A 17,968-nucleotide genomic window follows, 5' to 3' on the forward strand; every position below is an offset into this window, starting at 1 on the left:
AATTATGGATTCGAATCAAATCAGAACGACATTTCTCGAATTTTTCAAGGGCAAGGAACACCTGATCGTGCCGTCGGCCCCGATGATCGTAAAGAACGACCCTACGCTGATGTTCACCAACGCGGGGATGAACCAGTTCAAGGATCTTTTCCTCGGCAACTCGCCGGTCCGCCACAAGCGTGTGGCCGATTCGCAGAAATGCCTGCGCGTATCCGGCAAACACAACGACCTCGAGGAGGTAGGCCACGATACTTACCACCATACGATGTTCGAAATGTTGGGCAACTGGTCTTTCGGCGATTACTTCAAGAAAGAGGCGATCTCATGGGCCTGGGAACTTTTGGTTGAGGTGTACGGCCTGCCCAAGGACCGCATTTATGCCACGATATTCGAAGGTAGTCCGGAGGAGGGGATCGACCGGGACAATGAGGCTTATACCTACTGGAAGCAATTTTTGCCCGAGGATCATATCCTGCTGGGCAACAAACATGATAATTTCTGGGAGATGGGGGACACCGGTCCCTGCGGCCCTTGCAGCGAAATTCATTTCGATTTGCGTGACGACGCCGAACGGGCGAAACTCGACGGACGTGAATTGGTCAATGCCGGACACCACCTGGTGATCGAAATCTGGAACCTGGTGTTCATGCAGTTCAACCGCAAGGCTAACGGCCAGCTCGAACCGCTGCCCGCACAGCATGTCGATACCGGAATGGGCTTTGAGCGTCTCTGTATGGTGTTGCAAGGTAAGCAGAGCAACTACGATACGGATGTATTCCAGCCTACGATCCAGCGTTTGGCGGCGATGGCCGGTAAAACATACGGTAAGGATGCCAAAGCCGATATAGCTATGCGGGTAATCGCCGACCACCTGCGTGCGATCGCTTTCTCGATCGCTGACGGCCAGTTGCCGTCGAATGTCAAGGCGGGTTATGTGATCCGCCGTATCCTACGTCGCGCTGTACGATATGGTTACACCTACCTCGGTTTCAACGAGCCGTTTATCTGTAAGCTGGTCGAAGGTCTGGTGCAGCAGATGGGCGACCAGTTTCCCGAACTGAGGGCGCAGCAGGATTTGATCACCAAAGTGATTGCCGAAGAGGAGAGCGCATTCCTGCGCACGTTGGCTACCGGGATCAACCTGATGGACGGTGTGATCGCGAAAGCCAAGGAGGCCGGAAAGGATACGATCAGCGGCAGCGACGCGTTCTTGCTGTACGATACCTACGGTTTCCCGATCGACCTGATCGAGTTGATCGCGCATGAGAACGGCATGAAAGTCGACGGAGACGCTTTCAGTAAGGAGTTGCAGAAACAGAAGGAACGCTCGCGCAATGCGGCTGCCGTAGATACCGACGATTGGGTGGAACTGTTCCCGATCTCCGAGAGTAAATTCGTAGGTTACGACTCCCTGGAAGCCGATGTCCGTATTTCGCGCTACCGCCGGGTGAAGACCAAGAATAAGACCTATTACCAATTGGTATTCGATCAAACCCCGTTTTACGGGAACTCCGGCGGACAGGTAGGTGATCAGGGCATCCTCGAAAGCGACGGTGGAACGGTTCGGGTTACCGATACCCAGAAAGAGAATAACCTGACCGTGCATATCGTCGAAAACCTGCCGGAAGATATTACCGCCACTTTCCATGCCGTGGTCGACAAGCAGCTGCGCGATGCGAGCGCGAATAATCACTCAGCTACACACTTGATGCATAAAGCTTTGCGTACGGTATTGGGTACGCATGTCGAGCAGAAGGGTTCGTTGGTGACGCCCGAATACCTGCGTTTCGACTTTTCGCATTTCCAGAAGGTGACCGATGAGCAAATCCGGGAGGTAGAGCGACTCGTGAACCACGATATTCGCGCGAATTTTCCGTTGGAAGAGCGCCGCGACTGTCCGATAGACGAGGCCCGCACGCTCGGTGCGATGATGCTTTTCGGTGAAAAGTACGGCGACCGGGTGCGCGTGGTCAAATACGGCGATTCGGTCGAGCTGTGCGGGGGAACGCATGTCTCCGCCACCGGTAATATCGGGTTGTTCAAGATTGTCGGCGAAAGTGCCATCTCGGCCGGTGTCCGGCGGATCGAAGCCGTGACGGGGCTTGCGGCGGAACAGTTTGTATATGGTCTCGAAGATTTGCTCCGGGCTGTTCAGAAGCATCTGAATAATCCGTCGATCGAGCAGGCCGTCCGGCGTCTGATCGAAGAGAATGCCGAAATGAGCCACCAGATCGAGCAGGTTACCCAGGAACGTATTGCGGCATTGACACAGGCATTTGCCAAAGCGGTCGTCGAGGAGGAAGGAATGCATCTGATTGCACGTCAGATAAGCGCGAATTCCGATGTAATCAAAGGTATTGCTTTCGGTCTGCGGCCGATGTTTGCGGATTTAGTCTTTGTCGGGGGCACGACCGTCGGCGAGAAAGTATCGCTCACGGTTATGCTCGGGGAGGAAATCGTAGCCCAGGGGATCAATGCTTCGCAAGTAATCCGCGAAGCGGCCAAAGAGATCAACGGGGGCGGCGGCGGCCAACCCTTCTTTGCTACGGCGGGCGGTAAGAATGCCGACGGACTCGACAACGCGATTCTCAAGGCTGTCGAATTGATCCGGGCCGGAATATCCGCAGACGGGGAATAACCGTTTCCGGGGAGTGATCCCACGCGGGGCGTTCGTTCTGGATGAACAGAAAAACGAAATTAAACAGATAAGATTATACAAGTATGTCGAATAAAGTATTGCTGATGATTTTGGATGGCTGGGGCAAAGGCGACCACGGCCATGACGATGTAGTTTACTGCGCCCGTCCCGAATATATTATGGGATTGGAGAAAAAGTATCCCAATGCCGAGCTGCGTACCGACGGAGAGAATGTCGGACTGCCCGACGGCCAGATGGGCAATTCGGAGGTAGGACACCTCAATATCGGTGCGGGCCGCGTGGTCTATCAGGACCTCGTGAAGATCAATATCGCCTGTCGCGACAACTCGATCCTGAAGAACCCGGAGGTCGTGAAGGCATTTACTTATGCTAAGGAGAACGGCAAGCAGGTGCATTTCATGGGGCTGTTGTCGGACGGAGGGGTGCACAGCTCGCTGGACCACCTGCTCAAATTGTGCGATATCTCCAAGGAGTACGGTGTCAGTGACAAGACTTTCGTCCACTGCTTCATGGACGGCCGCGACACCGATCCGCGCAGCGGTAAGGGTTTCATCGAGAGTTTGCGGGACCATTTGAAGGTTTCCGGGGGCAAGATCGCTTCGATCATCGGCCGTTACTATGCGATGGATCGCGATAAACGCTGGGAGCGTGTCAAGGAAGCATACGACCTGTTGGTGAACGGCACGGGCGAGAAAGCGTCCGATCCGGTTGCCGCCGTGCAAAAATCCTATGACGAAGGTGTGACCGACGAGTTTATCAAGCCGATCGCCTGTGTCGGTGCGGATGACCAACCGTTGGGGCTGATTCGGCCGGATGATATGGTTATTTTCTTCAATTTCCGCAATGACCGGGCGAAAGAGCTGACGATCGTGCTGACCCAGGAGGATATGCCCGAATACGGCATGAAAAAATTGCCGCTTTACTACTGCTGTATGACGCCTTACGATGCGAAATTCCAGGGGTTGCATATTCTTTTCGACAAGGAAAATGTCAACAACACCATCGGTGAATACGTTTCGTCGAAGGGACTTAAACAATTGCGTATCGCCGAAACGGAGAAGTATGCGCACGTTACTTTCTTCCTCAATGGCGGCCGTGAAGAGAAATTCGATCATGAGGAGCGGATCCTGGTTGCATCGCCTAAGGTGGCTACCTACGACCTGAAGCCGGAGATGAGTGCCTACGAGGTGAAAGATGCCTTGGTCGCCGAACTGAACAAAGGTACGTTCGACTTCATTTGCTTGAACTTTGCCAACGGTGATATGGTGGGCCATACCGGTGTTTACGAGGCGATTGCCAAGGCTGTGAAAGCAGTGGATGCCTGTGTGCACGATGTCGTTGAGGCGGCCAAAGCCAATGGCTATGAGGTGGTGCTTATCGCAGACCACGGCAATGCGGACCATGCCGAAAATGAGGACGGTTCACCCAATACGGCCCATTCGCTCAATCCCGTTCCGATTATCGTGGTTTCGGACCGGGTGAAAAGTGTGCACAATGGCGTGTTAGCCGATGTGGCTCCTACCGTACTGAAACTGATGGGGCTTCCTCAGCCTGCCGAGATGACTGGCAAGGCATTGGCGGAACTGTAATCGGAGTTTTTTTGTTATCGGGCCGGAACAGCACAGCTGTTCCGGCCCGATTGTTTTGGACGTGTTCGGTATGTCCTAAATAAAGTCTGGATTGTTTAGCTTTTACTCTTAACGGGTAAATCTGTGTTGTCCGTTTTTGTTTTCATGAAATTGAAAATCAGGAGTAAAAATCGGAACATGCAAACAGCGGCTTGCAGAAACCCGGTCTGTCATGTTAGGGGGACAAGCGGCGTTAAAATTCGCCGATCAGGTCCCGGATTACGACCGAAGCGCAATGGCATCCGAATAGAGCCGGCATGTAGGAGATCGTGCCGACATTCGATTTTTTGTTCGTCTCCTCGCACAGGACCATCGATCCTTCGCGGACCGGTTCCGGGGAGAAAACCACTTTAAATCCTTTACGAATGCCCAGTTTGTGCAGTCTTTTGCGCAGCATGTGTGCGAGCGGACAGTGGTGCGATTTTGAAATATCCTTTATTTCCAGTAAAGTAGGGTCTGTTTTTGCTCCGGCACCCATCGAACTGACCAACGGAATGCCGCGCTCCAGGGCTCCTTTGATCAGGTTGACTTTCGGCGCGAGCGTATCGATGGCATCGATCACATAGTCGAACCGCTCCCGGTCGAGCAGGGCGTCGGTCGCATCGTCCTTGATAAATTCCCGGACCACGTCGAGTGTGATCTGCGGATTGATGTCGCACAACCGTTCCGCGAGTACTTCGGCTTTCGGCCTGCCAATCGTGCTGTGCAGGGCTACCAGTTGCCGGTTGAGGTTCGAAGGCGAAACGCAGTCGGCGTCTACGATCGTCAGTCGCCCGATTCCGCTGCGGGTGAGCATCTCGGCTGCATAAGCTCCCACGCCGCCTAAACCTACCACCAATACATGGGCCTGTCGGACCAGTGCCAGTTTCTGCCCGCCGAGTAACAATTCCGTCCGTTCGAGCCAATCGTTCGTCATATTCTGTTTTGTCATCTGTTGTGTGATTGCGTTGCCGGGTGCCCTCAGGGAGTTTTAAATAGGCGCCGGTAGTTGTCGTAAACCGTCTCTTTCCACTCTGCTACGGTTTTGCCGGTGATCGCTGCGGCCGTCGCATAGGTTGCGGCGATCGGCAATGGGCTTTCATCCGTTTCGAAGAAAACCCGGTCGACCGGTACGGCAGCCAGTGCCTGCCGTGTTTTGGGCGATGCGGCCGTTCGGTGTCCGAACGATAGGTAACCGCCGGCTTGCAACAGCCGCTCGGCCAATTCCGGCGAACCTGTAAAACCGTGGATCACCGGTGTTACGTGAGGATAGTGGCGCAGGATCGGAATCAGGTCGTTATAGGCCCGTACGCAATGGATGATTACCGGCAGGCTGCGGTCCGCTGCCAGCTCCATTTGTTGTTCGAACCAATGCCGCTGTGCCGTTCTGAGGACTGAATCTCCCGTAACTGCATAATCCAGCCCGATCTCCCCGACTGCAATGCAGCGCGGTGTGAGAGCATCGAGTAGGTCCTGTCTGTATCGGGATGTGTTGTCCGGTGTAATCCGCTGCACTTCCCACGGATGTATTCCTGCCGAGTACGGGCCTGCGGGCAGCGACCCGTCGCTACCGACCGCATAAGCGTCAATCACATAGGGGTCGTTCGAGCGGCGGTGCGTGTGAATATCGATGTAAGGAGTCGGTTGCATGCCAGAGGTTGGGAACGGTGGAGCGGTTATCGGTACAAAGGTAGCAAAACGGGTGAAAATGTCCGGTTTCCCTTTCGTTTTTCCCAAACGGATTGCTTATATTTGTTACGCTTAATTTTAACCGATAGCTTTTGAAGATAGTTATGATGAGGAAATATGTACTGCTGGCAGCTTTGGTCTGCCTGTCGGCCGGAACGGTAGTGGCCCGGAATCCGAAATCCGCAGATACTAAAACGGCTCCGCAACCTGAAAAATATGTGTTTACCGACCTGAAGACCGTGTCGGCCACTTCGGTCAAGGATCAGTCCCGCTCGGGGACCTGCTGGTGCTTTTCGGGCGTTGCGTTGCTTGAGAGCGACTTATTGCGTCGGAGCGGCGATACGGTAGACCTCTCCGAGATGTGGATCGTCCGCCATGCTTATTATGACAAGGCGCTACGGTATGCACGCATGCACGGCAAGACCAATCTCGATGCCGGCGGTATTTCCTATGACGTACCGTATATGATGAGTTTGTACGGGATCGTGCCCGACAGCGTTTACCGGGGACTGAACTACGGAACGCCCAACCATGTGCACGGCGAGCTCAATGCGGTGATAAAAGCCTATATGGACGCGGTGATCGCGGCTCCTAACAAAACGCTTTCGACAGCTTGGAAAGAGGGGCTGAACGGGATACTCGACGCATACTTCGGCCAGATGCCCGAAACCTTTACCGTTAATGGCAAGAGTTATACGCCGCAGAGTTGGATGGAGGCCCTGAAGATCGATCCGCAGGATTATGTACAACTCACCTCGTTTACGCATCATCCTTTTTACCAGTCGTTTGTGCTTGAAATTCCGGATAACTGGACTGCTTCGCAGGTATACAACATTCCCCTCGAGGAGTTGCAGATGGTGATCGACAGTTCGTTAGAGGCCGGTTATGCGGTCAACTGGGCGGCCGACGTGAGTGAGAAAGGATTTGCTTTTGACAAAGGATTTGCTATAGTTCCGGTAACCGAAGCCGAGGAGGTAAGCGGTTCGGACAGGGCCCGATGGACGAAGTTGACCGACGAAGAACTGAAGAAAATGGCTCAGTCGCCTGTCGGTCCGACTCCCGAAAAGACGATTACCCAGCAAATGCGCCAGGATGCATTCGATAATTACGAAACTACGGACGATCACGGCATGCTGATTGTGGGATTAGCGAAAGATCAGGAGGGACATCCGTTTTACAAGGTAAAAAACTCCTGGGGCGAGCGCGGAACCTATAAAGGCTATTTCTATGCTTCGGCACCCTACGTATTGTATAAAACGACCGCTATTCTGGTCAATAAGAACTCCATTCCCCAATCCGTCCGGGCCAAGCTCGGACTGTAACGGCGTTGAGCCGTACCGCTTTTTGCAGCCGTTTGTAACCGCAATATAAAACCTGTGACATGCCGAAAGTCATCAAACTGAAAAAAGGCCTCGATATTTCGCTGGTGGGCGAAGCCTTGAGCGAGTTGAACGAACTTCCGTTGCAGCGCGAATATGCGCTGGTACCCGATAATTTCCGGGGCGTCGTCCCGAAAATGCTGGTCAAGGAGGGCGAGGAGGTGAAGGCCGGAACGCCGCTGTTTTTCGATAAATATCACCCCGAAGTGCTTTTCTGTTCGCCCGTAAGCGGTACGCTCGCGGGGGTCGTCCGCGGAGCGAAGCGCAAGATACTGAAGGTCGTCGTCCAGGCCGCTCAGGAGCAGCGTTACGAGACGTTCGACCTTCCGGCATTGGAGCAGGCGGATAAAGAAGTGGTTTCAGCAGCTTTGCTTAAGGCCGGTTTTTGGCCGATGGTTCTTCAACGTCCTTATGGCATTATCGCCGATGCGCTGACTACTCCGAAGGCAATTTTCGTTTCCGGTTTCGATTCGGCGCCGTTGGCCCCGGATATGGATTATCTGTTGGCTGGCCGGCAAGATGACTTGCAAATGGGATTTCGTGTGTTGGCGAAACTGACCGACGGTAAGGTGCATTTGGGTTTGAAAAGCGGTCGGGAGGGAGTACTGGACAAGATCGAAGGCGTTGAAAAACACTATTTTTCAGGGCCGCATCCGGCGGGTAATGTCGGCGTGCAAATCCACCATATAGACCCGATCAATAAAGGTGAGCTGGTTTGGACGGTCGGGGTGCAGGAGGTGGCGATGATCGGACGCTTTTTCCGCACCGGTCGGCCCGACTATTCCAAAATAATTGCACTCACTGGTTCCGAGGTGGCTCATCCGCAATACCTTCGTGTAATTTCCGGGGCTCCGATCGGCGGGATTATTCCGGCCGAAAAATTGCGCCCGGGGGACGACGGGGCGAAACTGAGGTATATCAGCGGAAACGTGCTGACCGGTGCAGGCGTGGAACCCGACGGTTTCCTGGGCTATTACAGCAATCAGGTTACGGTGATTCCTGAAGGAGACCGCTATGAATTCCTGGGCTGGGGTATGCCGCGTCTGGGTAAATTCTCGGTGTCGCACAGCTATTTTTCGTGGTTGATGCCGCGAAAGAAGTACGTGCTCGATGCAAACATGAACGGCGGCGAGCGGGCGTTCGTCGTTACGGGCCTGTATGATAAATACCTGCCGATGGATATCTATCCGCTTTACCTGATTAAAGCGATCCTTGCAGGCGATATCGACAAGATGGAGAATCTCGGCATCTATGAGGTGATTGAGGAGGATTTGGCGCTGTGCGAATTCGTTGATCCGTCGAAGAACGAGATACAGGCGATCGTACGTAAGGGGATCGATTTGATGATTAAGGAGTTGAACTAACCAGGCTGAAATGAAAGGACTGAGAAGATTTTTAGACCGGATAAAACCCGATTTCGAACCGGGCGGCCGCTTCGGCAGGCTGCATTCGACGTTCGATGCGTTCGAGACGTTCCTTTTCGTCCCGGACAAGACTACCCACAGCGGCAGTCATATCCGCGATGCGATGGACCTCAAACGGACGATGATCATTGTCGTCTTGGCCCTGATGCCCTGTCTTTTGTTCGGGATGTATAACGTGGGATTACAGCATTTCCGCGCGATCGGGGTGGCTGATGCCGCATTGTGGAGCTGTTTCTGGTTCGGTTTCCTGAAAGTATTGCCGATCATTATCGTCTCTTATGTGGTCGGGTTGGGGATCGAATTTATTTCGGCGCAAATCCGCGGCCACGAGGTCAATGAAGGTTTCCTCGTGACAGGTATGCTGATCCCGTTGGTGATGCCGGTCGATATCCCGTTGTGGATGGTGGCTGTCGCGACCGCCTTTTCTGTCATTATCGGCAAGGAGGTATTCGGGGGGACAGGCATGAACATTTTCAACCCGGCGCTGTTGGCGCGGGCTTTTGTCTTTTTCGCTTACACGCCTTATATTTCCGGGGAGAAAGTCTGGATTGCAGGGCTGACCAAGGGCGAAGGCATTGTAGACGGATTTTCCGGTGCTACGCCGCTGGGCGATGCGGCTTCGGCGGTATTGAACCATACCAAAGAGATTATTTGGACGCAGGGAGGACCGCTCGAATGGTTTCTCGGTACGATGCCCGGTTCGATCGGCGAAACGTCGAAGCTGGCGATCCTGATCGGTGCGGTAATCCTGCTCTGGACGGGGATAGCCTCGTGGCGTATTATGCTGAGCGTCTTTGCCGGAGGTTACCTGATGGGCCTGCTGTTCAACCTGATCGGGCTGAACGCTTATATGGACATCCCGGCTTACTACCACCTGCTGATGGGTGGTTTCGCGTTCGGCGCCGTATTTATGGCCACCGACCCGGTAACCGGTAGCCAGACCAACACCGGCAAGTATATTTACGGACTGCTGATCGGCGTGATGGCCGTACTGATCCGGGTAGTCAATCCGGGTTATCCGGAGGGTATGATGCTGTCGATCCTGCTGATGAATGCAGTGGCCCCGCTGATCGACTATTATGTCGTGCAGGCCAATATCCGCAGGCGTACCCGGAGGCTCAAAACAGTAAAGTAAAAGAGACTGCCATGAATAAGAACAGCAACAGCTATATTATCCTTTATGCCTCGGTGATGGTCGTCATCGTCGCGGCTGTGCTCTCGTTCGTCTCCTTGTCACTCGGCGGTATACAGGCCGAGAACGTGCGGATCGAGAAGATGGGGGACATTCTCCGTTCGGTGGGCCAGGGCGGTGATGCGGATCATGTAGCGGATAAATCGGCTTACATTACCGAACAATATCGGAAATATATCGTTGACAGCTATGCGGTCAATGCGGCGGGCGACCGGGTCGAAGGTGCAGACGCTTTCAACCTGTTGATCAACCTGAAGGCCGAATACGACAAACCGTTGCAGGATCGTGTGTTGCCGGTTTTCGTCAGCCGGGACGATCACGGAATCGTCAGTTACGTGATTCCGGTCTGGGGTACCGGACTTTGGGGGCCTGTGTGGGGCTATATTGCTTTGGGCGACAATTGGGATACGGTGGACGGGGCGGTCTTCGACCACAAAAGCGAGACGCCCGGTCTGGGAGCAGAGATTGCTACACCGGCTTTTCAGGCACAATTCAAAGGCAAGCAGATTTTAGGCCCGCAGGGCAATGTGGTTGCGATTACCTTACAGAAGGGAGGTGCCGATCCGAACGATCCCTATGCCGTGGATGCGCTCTCGGGTGGCACGCTGACTTCGCGCGGTGTGGAGAATATGCTGAAGAACTGTCTGAGTGATTACGATGCCTATATTCGCAAGCAGCGTGCGGCAGCCGGTGATATAGCCTCTTCTTCCAGCGCGGCGGATTCAGTCTCTGCCGGTGGCATACCGGTTGGAACGGGTCATGAGGAAAGCGCTTTGCAGGACGGTACTGCAACCGGGGCAATACCCTCGGATACAACAGCCGGAACATCAACCGATAAATCCGATGGACATGAGTGATAAAAAGGAAAAAGCGCCGTTTTTTTCGGCTAAAAACCTCAAATTGCTGACCTCTCCGTTCGGTCAGAATAACCCGGTTACGGTACAGATTCTGGGTATCTGCTCGGCATTGGCCGTGACGGCGAAGCTCAAGCCCGCTTTCGTGATGGCGCTTTCGGTGATCGTCGTGACAGGCTTTTCGAGCATGATTATCTCACTGATACGCAAAGGTATTCCCGACCGTATCCGCATTATCGTACAATTGGTGGTCGTTGCCGCGCTCGTCATTCTGGTCGACCAGGTGCTAAAGGCTTTCGTTTACGATGTCAGCAAACAGCTTTCGGTATTTGTCGGGTTGATCATTACCAACTGTATCATCATGGGGCGTATCGAGGCATTCGCGTTGGGCAATAAGCCGTGGCCTTCGTTCCTGGACGGTGTCGGCAATGGTGTCGGTTACGGGATTATCCTGTTGATCCTCGGGTTTTTCCGCGAACTGTTCGGGGCCGGAACCTTGTGGGGGTATCAGGTTGTTCCTGCGAGCTGGTACATCAAAAACGGCGGTTTTTACGAGAACAACGGCCTGATGTTGCTGCCGCCGATGGCACTGATCGGGGTCGGACTGATTATCTGGGTGCAGCGCAGCCGCAACAAGAACTTGATTGAAAAATAAACCCGCATCCGCTAAAAAATCCACGATATGGAAAACATACTGAGCATATTCGTCAAGGCGATTTTTGTCGAAAACATGGTTTTCGCCTTCTTTTTCGGCATGTGCTCCTACATTGCAGTCAGCAAGAGCGTCAAGACGGCGATGGGACTCGGGATTGCCGTCACGTTCGTGATGGTGATGACCGTACCGCTGAACTACCTGCTCAACGAATATGTCCTTTCGCCCGGAGCGCTTGGTTGGGTCGATCCGAAATACGGGGTAGGTGGAAGCCAAATGATCGACCTGAGTTTCCTCAGCTTTATCGTTTTTATCGCAGTGATCGCTTCGTTCGTACAGCTCGTCGAAATGGTGGTCGAGAAATTCACGCCGACGCTCTACAACCAGCTGGGGATTTTCCTGCCGCTCATTGCCGTGAACTGTGCGATTATGGGTGGTTCGCTGTTTATGCAGGAACGCGATTACGCTACGCTGGGTGAAGCGTCTGCTTTTGCGCTCGGATCGGGTATCGGGTGGTGGCTGGCGATTATCCTGATGGCAGCCATCCGTGAGAAACTGGCCTATTCGAATGTGCCTGCGCCGCTGCGCGGTGCCGGGATCACCTTCATACTGACCGGACTGATGGGAATCGCTTTCATGACTTTCCTCGGGATCCAGTTGTAACGGGAAAAAATGTAAAATAACGCGAAAACCATAAAATAATGGGTTTGTCAATTATTGTAGCCATTGCAGCCTTTCTGGTGGTGACGCTTATTCTGGTGGCGCTGCTGCTCTATGCCAAAGCGAAACTGATGCCTTCGGGCGAAGTCCGGATCGATATTAACGAGGGGGAGAAGGTATTGACCGTTTCGCCGGGAAGCACGTTGCTCAGTACGCTCGGTAATAACGGTATTTTTTTGCCGTCGGCCTGCGGAGGCGGCGGATCGTGCGGGATGTGCAAGTGTCAGGTGCTAGACGGAGGCGGTGAGATACTTCCTACCGAGGTGAACTTTTTTACCCGGCGCCAGCAGGCTGAAAAATGGCGTTTGGGCTGTCAGGTCAAAGTGAAGGAGGACCTGAAGATCCGGGTCGGAGATGCGGTGCTTGGGGTCAAGAAGTGGGAATGCGAGGTGGTTTCGAACAATAACGTCGCGACTTTTATCAAGGAATTCGTTGTGAAACTGCCGGTGGGCGAGACACTGAAGTTCCGTTCCGGACAGTACATCCAGATCGATGTTCCGAAGTACGATGAGATCAGATTCAGCGACTTCGACATCGCGCCCGAATATCGTGAAGACTGGGACCAGATGAAAATGTGGGGACTCGTGACGCGCAATCCGGAGCCGACGTTCCGGGCCTATTCGATGGCGAACCATCCGGCCGAAGGCAATATCATTATGCTGAATATCCGTATCGCCACACCGCCCTGGGACAGGACTGCAGGGAGCTTTATGAAGGTCAATCCGGGCATTTGCTCGTCGTATATCTTCTCGCTTAAACCGGGCGACAAAGTGACTATATCAGGGCCTTACGGCGAATTTTTCGTCAAGGATACACCCAACGAAAAGATGTTTATCGGTGGCGGAGCCGGTATGGCGCCGATGCGCTCGCACATTTTCCATTTGTTCAAAACCCAAAAGGTTACCGCTCCTGTCACGTATTGGTACGGAGCGCGCTCGAAACGCGAGATTTTCTACGAATCCGATTTCGAAGAGATCGAAAAGCAGTTCCCGAACTTCCATTTCCATATCGCGCTTTCCGACCCGAAGGAAGAGGACAATTGGAGCGGCTATGTGGGCTTTATCCACAAAGTCGTATTTGAAAACTACCTCAAAAACCATGAAGCGCCCGAAGATATCGAATACTATCTTTGCGGGCCGCCGATGATGAATGCGGCGGTCAACCAGATGCTCGATGAGTTGGGCGTACCGGGAGAGAACATCATGTACGACGATTTCGGATCGTAGGTAGGAATCAGGAGAATATAAGCAGTTTTTCTGTTCCGGAGAGTTTGCTTGAAAGTCGCTTAGGACTGATTTTTTGATTAACGAAGACTTGACCTCATGAAACGATGGCTCTCCAGACGGTTGAACGAACTGTTGCAGTATCAGCGTAAATACAGGATACGCAGGCTGATCCGAAAGGGAATGATCTCCGTAGGTGATTATACTTACGGCGTCTATAATTTGAATGTCAAGGAATTCAGGGGGAATGTCGTTGACCTGGAGATAGGCAAGTTTTGTTCGATAGCCGAGAACGTCACCGTGATTACGGGTGGCATCCATCCGGTTGAATGGGTTTCTACTTTTCCGTTGAGCGAACGTTTCTTGAGCAAGAAAGAGAGGTATTTTACCCGGGAGATGCCCTCTTCGCATGGGAAGATCACCATCGGTAATGATGTATGGATAGCCTCTTCGGTGACGATTCTCAGCGGTGTGACGATCGGGGACGGTGCGATTATCGCCGCAGGGTCCATCGTTGTCAGGGATGTGCCCCCGTATGCCCTGTATGGAGGGATTCCTGCCAAGGTGATCCGGTTCCGGTTCGATCAGGAACAGATCGGTGCCTTATTGAAAATACGGTGGTGGGATTGGAGTCCGGAACGGATTCGAACGAACATTCCGTATTTGTCCTCGGCTGATATATCCGGATTTATCCACCGGACGAATGCATTTCAAAATCCCGTTGATTGATCCGTTCCGTTGGGATGAGGATGTGGCCGCCGAAGAAGAGCGTACCCGACAGTGGAATGGCCTGAGGAACGGTGATTTTCGGCAGCAAGCAACGGGGATATTCCGTTATAAAATATACGTATCGACATGAAGATTTTAACCGGGACAGCTATTCGGGAGGCAGACCGCTTTACGATTGAGCATGAACCGATCGAAAGCCTTGCGTTAATGGAACGAGCATCGGAGGCTATTGCGCAATGGATATGCAATCATATTTCGCAGGATGTGCCGTTGCTGTTCGTTGTGGGTAAGGGGAATAACGGCGGCGACGGCCTGGCTGTTGCGCGGATGTTGCACAAGGTAGGATACCTTTGTGAGGCGGTTGTGGTCTTCGGCAGGGATCAATTGTCAACGGAATGCCGGACGAACCTGGGACGTTTGCCCAAAGGGGTGCGTGTGTCTACCCGGTTTGACACTCTGCCTGATTCCGGAACCGTGATTGTGGATGCATTGCTGGGTACTGGGGTGCGGGGCGAGGTAACGGGTCTGGCCGCCGATGCGATTCGGCAGATCAATGCTTCCGGTTGCCGGGTACTGTCGATCGATGTTCCTTCGGGAATGGTGACCGAATATGGCAATCTGCCGGGCCGTTTGATCGTGCATGCCGATGTGACGCTTACTCTTGAATTTCCGAAATTATCGCTGTTGCTTCCCGAAGCGGGGGAGTGCGCCGGTGTGGTGACTGTGTTGCCGATTGGCCTGTCTGAGGCATATATGGAACAGGTCGGTACGCCGTATTTTTATGTAGATGAGGAATTAATCCGCAAAATGTTATTGCCGCGCCCTCGCTTCGGGCATAAAGGATGTTTCGGCCACGCTTTGTTGGTTTGTGGTTCGGAGGGGATGGTCGGTGCTGCGGTATTGGCTGCCGGTGCCGCGCTCCGTTCCGGATGCGGACTGGTAACCGTACACCTTCCCCGGGAAGAGCGTGTTGCACTGCAGGCCAACCATCCTGCGGCAATGGTCAGTGGGGATGAACAACCCTGTTTTTCGCATTTACCCCAACAGCCCCAGCGGTTTACAGCAATCGGTGTCGGACCGGGATTAGGGCAGCGACTCCAGACCGCTCGGGCTTTGGAAGCTCTGCTGCAATGCGGCAGGCCGATGGTGATCGATGCGGATGCACTGAATTTGTTGGCTGCCGATCCCGGTTTGCAGGAACTGGTGCCTGCCGGTTCTATATTGACGCCGCATCCGGGCGAATTACGGAGATTGGTCGGGGAGTGGGAAGATGATGCAGACCGCAACGAACGAGTACGGCAACTGGCCCGTCGGCTGTCGGCTTATGTAGTGGTGAAAGGGGCGCATACGATGGTTTGTACTCCCGAGGGAATTTGTTATTTCAATCCTACCGGCAATGCGGGTATGGCCAAAGGGGGGAGTGGCGATGTGCTCACAGGATTGATTACCGGCCTACTGGCACGCGGTTATCCTCCATTGCCGGCGGCGCTTGTCGGGGTATACCTGCACGGAAAAGCGGGAGACAAAGCGACGCAGTATTATGGACAGGAGGGAGTGAACGCGGGTGATTTGGCCGATTTTATCGGGGAAACGTGGGCCGAATGGGAAACCGGGAATACTGAAAATCCGCTTTAACCGCTCATTTTCCGATAGTTTTTACTATCTTTGTCTGCAAATCAAATTCAAATAGTTATGGCAAGTATCAGAGGCATTAAGAACGAGATAGATTATCTGGTCAGCGAAGTGATTTCGGATGGCTATATGGCGCTTTATTTCAACGTGGAGAAGCGTGATGCGATCGTATCGGTGATCGAAGAGGCCGTTGCGATGCGTAATAATTTGTACGAGAAAGTGAATAATCCGGCAGACAAGCAGAACAAAAGCCTGGTACGCAAACATTATGCGCAGATCCGCCGGGATATGATCAGCGGAACGGATGATTTGTTCCGGAAACTGAGCGATATCTGCAAATAACTTTGTTTTATTTACGGGGAAACGACGGGAGCCGGAGCGATTATCGCTCCGGCTCCCGTCGTTTTGTTGTCGAATGATTCGAAATACTACGCTCGTTTAACGTTTAATCCGCGTGCTCTTCGAGTACGGTATGCGGAACCGTGCCGTGTGAAACGATCTGGATGGGACAGTCGTAGTTGTGCAGTTGCTCGGGTGTGATGACGTTTGAGTTGTGCCGGTGCACATGCCGGTTGACACAGACGATCGATTTGACATGAGAGGTGATCGTTCCCAGATCGTGCGACACCATAATGATTGCCATCCGGTCGTTGAGTTGCCGCAGAATTGCGTACAACTCCTTTTCAAATTTATTGTCCACGAAATTTGCCGGCTCGTCGAGGATCAGCACTTTCGGGTCGGAGATCAGCGCACGGCAAAGCAACGTACGTTGCAACTGGCCGCCCGAGAGCTCTCCGATAGGGCGCCGGGCGATCGACTCGATACCGCACAGGTCAAGCAGTTGCAAAGCTTTGGCTTTATCGGCTGCGGAGTAACGGCCAAACAACCGCTTACGGGCCTGCAACCCGGAAAGCACCACTTCACAGACCGATATTGGAAAGGATTTGTCTATGTCGGATACCTGTGGCAGGTAGCCGATAGCCCTGTAACCGTCGCTACCGATCACTGGTGAGTACTGTACTTCACCGGAATAGGGGAGTGCCTTGAGGATCGTTTTTACCAATGTCGTCTTGCCACCTCCATTCGGACCGATCACACCGATAAAATCATTCGGGAGTATGTCCAGATTGACATGATCCAGTACTTTTTGCCGGTCATCATAGCCGACCGAGACATCCTTTAGAGAGATCAGACTCATGGTTGAGCAATTAGTTTGCTTATTTCTAATGTGTTATTAATCACATCCGGAGCCAATGGGTCAATTGGGACGGCAGGAATATTCAACTCTCTTGCCAGTGCATCCACCGTACTTTTGCTGAATTGCCGCTGATAAAAAAGTTTGGTCAGATTCAGGTTGCGTGCCGTGTCGATAATCCGGCGCATGTGTTCGGCCGATGGTTCCTTCCCTTCGTTTTCCAGTGCGATTTGTTGCAATCCGTAATCCCGGGCCAGATAGGTAAGTGCCGGATGATAGATGATAAAGGCATGGTGGGTATGGGGGCCGAACAGGGCGGTCAATTGGCTGTCGAGCGAATCCAGGCGTGAAATGAACCGGTGATAATTATCCTTGTATCGGGCCGAATCCGGGTATTGCCGTGCCAATGCTTCGTAAATAGTCGCAGCGATTTGCTTGACTGTCCTGGGCGAATTCCAAATGTGGGGATCGACGCCTTGGACGTGAGTATGTCCGTGCGTGGCGGCGACCTCATGATCGTGTACGATCTTTTCGCTGTTATTCTGATGATTGTGTTCGCAGTCACCGGCAATTAGTTCGACTCCTTCTGAGACGTTGATTTGTTGAACATCAGGCATATTATTCCGAATAGCCTGTTGGAGGTTTCGTTCGAAATCGATTAATCCGGTATGAATATAAAATTGGGATTGAGCGACTTGTTGCATTTGTGCCGGAGAGGGTTCATAGGTTTCCGGACTGGCACCCGAAGGAACCAAGACATTGATACGAAAATCGGAATCGGCGATCTGTTCCGTGATATATTGCAACGGCGCGATACTGACAGCAATAGAAGGCTGGTTGCTTTGCGGTTTGGTGCACATGGTTACAATCAAGCCACACAAAACTATTGTAATAAGTGGTATTCGGAGTTTCATACGATGATGTGATCGGGCATTGAATCGGATGATAAAGGTAGTCAATGCAAAGCAGAACAGCAAAAACTATGCAAACGGACCTGAGATTATAGTATTAAG

At 52.9% G+C, this 17,968-nt stretch carries 16 protein-coding genes; 12 read left to right on the top strand and 4 right to left on the bottom strand.

Annotation, left to right across the window (positions count from 1 at the left end; genetic code table 11):
* Positions 1–4 precede the first annotated feature (4 nt).
* Both alaS and gpmI read left to right on the top strand, forming a co-directional pair.
* Positions 5–2,638 carry an alanine--tRNA ligase gene (gene alaS / locus NQ495_RS00240; RefSeq protein WP_009135007.1) on the top strand — a complete coding sequence of 878 codons (2,634 nt, stop codon included), beginning with the start codon at positions 5–7 and terminating at the stop codon, positions 2,636–2,638.
* An 83-nt stretch (positions 2,639–2,721) separates the two neighbouring features.
* Positions 2,722–4,248, top strand: coding sequence for a 2,3-bisphosphoglycerate-independent phosphoglycerate mutase (gpmI, locus tag NQ495_RS00245; RefSeq protein WP_040294629.1), 1,527 nt, complete (start codon positions 2,722–2,724; stop codon positions 4,246–4,248).
* 232 nt (positions 4,249–4,480) lie between these two features.
* Here gpmI and NQ495_RS00250 read toward each other — a convergent pair whose 3' ends face one another.
* Entirely contained in the window at positions 4,481–5,203 is a 723-nt protein-coding gene (locus NQ495_RS00250) for a tRNA threonylcarbamoyladenosine dehydratase (RefSeq protein WP_009135005.1), read from the bottom strand.
* Positions 5,204–5,247: 44 nt separating this feature from the next.
* Positions 5,248–5,916 carry a TatD family hydrolase gene (locus NQ495_RS00255; RefSeq protein ID WP_009135004.1) on the bottom strand — a complete coding sequence of 223 codons (669 nt, stop codon included), beginning with the start codon at positions 5,914–5,916 and terminating at the stop codon, positions 5,248–5,250.
* 146 nt (positions 5,917–6,062) lie between these two features.
* On the opposite strand from NQ495_RS00255, the gene NQ495_RS00260 reads away from it, so the two are divergent.
* The 10 genes from NQ495_RS00260 (at position 6,063) to NQ495_RS00305 (ending at position 16,102) form a co-directional block, all read left to right on the top strand.
* A complete protein-coding gene (locus NQ495_RS00260; protein WP_040294785.1) occupies positions 6,063–7,277 on the top strand; it encodes a C1 family peptidase in 1,215 nt (404 codons plus the stop codon).
* 59 nt (positions 7,278–7,336) lie between these two features.
* Positions 7,337–8,698: a Na(+)-translocating NADH-quinone reductase subunit A gene (locus NQ495_RS00265; RefSeq protein WP_009135002.1), complete on the top strand. Its 1,362-nt coding sequence runs from the start codon at positions 7,337–7,339 to the stop codon at positions 8,696–8,698.
* 10 nt (positions 8,699–8,708) lie between these two features.
* Entirely contained in the window at positions 8,709–9,893 is a 1,185-nt protein-coding gene (locus NQ495_RS00270; protein ID WP_009135001.1) for an NADH:ubiquinone reductase (Na(+)-transporting) subunit B, read from the top strand.
* 11 nt (positions 9,894–9,904) lie between these two features.
* Positions 9,905–10,807: an NADH:ubiquinone reductase (Na(+)-transporting) subunit C gene (gene nqrC / locus NQ495_RS00275; protein WP_009135000.1), complete on the top strand. Its 903-nt coding sequence runs from the start codon at positions 9,905–9,907 to the stop codon at positions 10,805–10,807.
* Positions 10,800–11,459 (top strand): NADH:ubiquinone reductase (Na(+)-transporting) subunit D, encoded by a 660-nt coding sequence (locus tag NQ495_RS00280; protein ID WP_009134999.1) that lies wholly within the window; start codon positions 10,800–10,802, stop codon positions 11,457–11,459. Before nqrC ends, NQ495_RS00280 begins: the two co-directional genes overlap by 8 nt.
* A 27-nt stretch (positions 11,460–11,486) precedes the next feature.
* The gene (nqrE, locus tag NQ495_RS00285; protein WP_009134998.1) at positions 11,487–12,119 is read left to right on the top strand and encodes an NADH:ubiquinone reductase (Na(+)-transporting) subunit E; all 633 of its coding nucleotides are present in this window, start codon (positions 11,487–11,489) and stop codon (positions 12,117–12,119) included.
* Positions 12,120–12,157: 38 nt separating this feature from the next.
* On the top strand, positions 12,158–13,402 hold the full coding sequence (gene nqrF / locus NQ495_RS00290; protein ID WP_009134997.1) for an NADH:ubiquinone reductase (Na(+)-transporting) subunit F: 1,245 nt from the start codon (positions 12,158–12,160) through the stop codon (positions 13,400–13,402).
* A 96-nt stretch (positions 13,403–13,498) separates the two neighbouring features.
* Entirely contained in the window at positions 13,499–14,128 is a 630-nt protein-coding gene (locus tag NQ495_RS11775; protein ID WP_009134996.1) for a CatB-related O-acetyltransferase, read from the top strand.
* 126 nt (positions 14,129–14,254) lie between these two features.
* The gene (locus NQ495_RS00300) at positions 14,255–15,763 is read left to right on the top strand and encodes a bifunctional ADP-dependent NAD(P)H-hydrate dehydratase/NAD(P)H-hydrate epimerase (protein ID WP_009134995.1); all 1,509 of its coding nucleotides are present in this window, start codon (positions 14,255–14,257) and stop codon (positions 15,761–15,763) included.
* Positions 15,764–15,820: 57 nt separating this feature from the next.
* Entirely contained in the window at positions 15,821–16,102 is a 282-nt protein-coding gene (locus NQ495_RS00305) for a hypothetical protein (RefSeq protein ID WP_009134994.1), read from the top strand.
* A gap of 103 nt (positions 16,103–16,205) precedes the next feature.
* Here the strand turns inward: NQ495_RS00305 and NQ495_RS00310 are convergent, their stop codons facing one another.
* A complete protein-coding gene (locus tag NQ495_RS00310) occupies positions 16,206–16,958 on the bottom strand; it encodes a metal ABC transporter ATP-binding protein (protein ID WP_009134993.1) in 753 nt (250 codons plus the stop codon).
* Positions 16,955–17,815: a metal ABC transporter solute-binding protein, Zn/Mn family gene (locus NQ495_RS00315; protein WP_009134992.1), complete on the bottom strand. Its 861-nt coding sequence runs from the start codon at positions 17,813–17,815 to the stop codon at positions 16,955–16,957. Before NQ495_RS00315 ends, NQ495_RS00310 begins: the two co-directional genes overlap by 4 nt.
* Positions 17,816–17,968 lie beyond the last annotated feature (153 nt).

The organism is Alistipes indistinctus YIT 12060 (assembly GCF_025144995.1).
Lineage (GTDB): Bacteria > Bacteroidota > Bacteroidia > Bacteroidales > Rikenellaceae > Alistipes_A > Alistipes_A indistinctus.

Bases quoted from the DNA above. Each gene is read 5' to 3' on its own strand.
- NQ495_RS00255 (WP_009135004.1), bottom strand. From the start codon at position 5,916: ATGCAACCGACTCCTTACATCGATATTCACACGCACCGCCGCTCGAAC.
- NQ495_RS00260 (WP_040294785.1), top strand. From the start codon at position 6,063: ATGAGGAAATATGTACTGCTGGCAGCTTTGGTCTGCCTGTCGGCCGGA.
- alaS (WP_009135007.1), top strand. From the start codon at position 5: ATGGATTCGAATCAAATCAGAACGACATTTCTCGAATTTTTCAAGGGC.
- NQ495_RS00315 (WP_009134992.1), bottom strand. From the start codon at position 17,815: ATGTGCACCAAACCGCAAAGCAACCAGCCTTCTATTGCTGTCAGTATC.
- nqrC (WP_009135000.1), top strand. From the start codon at position 9,905: ATGAATAAGAACAGCAACAGCTATATTATCCTTTATGCCTCGGTGATG.
- NQ495_RS00270 (WP_009135001.1), top strand. From the start codon at position 8,709: ATGAAAGGACTGAGAAGATTTTTAGACCGGATAAAACCCGATTTCGAA.
- NQ495_RS00300 (WP_009134995.1), top strand. From the start codon at position 14,255: ATGAAGATTTTAACCGGGACAGCTATTCGGGAGGCAGACCGCTTTACG.
- NQ495_RS00250 (WP_009135005.1), bottom strand. From the start codon at position 5,203: ATGACGAACGATTGGCTCGAACGGACGGAATTGTTACTCGGCGGGCAG.
- NQ495_RS00280 (WP_009134999.1), top strand. From the start codon at position 10,800: ATGAGTGATAAAAAGGAAAAAGCGCCGTTTTTTTCGGCTAAAAACCTC.
- NQ495_RS00305 (WP_009134994.1), top strand. From the start codon at position 15,821: ATGGCAAGTATCAGAGGCATTAAGAACGAGATAGATTATCTGGTCAGC.
- NQ495_RS00310 (WP_009134993.1), bottom strand. From the start codon at position 16,958: ATGAGTCTGATCTCTCTAAAGGATGTCTCGGTCGGCTATGATGACCGG.
- nqrE (WP_009134998.1), top strand. From the start codon at position 11,487: ATGGAAAACATACTGAGCATATTCGTCAAGGCGATTTTTGTCGAAAAC.
- NQ495_RS11775 (WP_009134996.1), top strand. From the start codon at position 13,499: ATGAAACGATGGCTCTCCAGACGGTTGAACGAACTGTTGCAGTATCAG.
- gpmI (WP_040294629.1), top strand. From the start codon at position 2,722: ATGTCGAATAAAGTATTGCTGATGATTTTGGATGGCTGGGGCAAAGGC.
- NQ495_RS00265 (WP_009135002.1), top strand. From the start codon at position 7,337: ATGCCGAAAGTCATCAAACTGAAAAAAGGCCTCGATATTTCGCTGGTG.
- nqrF (WP_009134997.1), top strand. From the start codon at position 12,158: ATGGGTTTGTCAATTATTGTAGCCATTGCAGCCTTTCTGGTGGTGACG.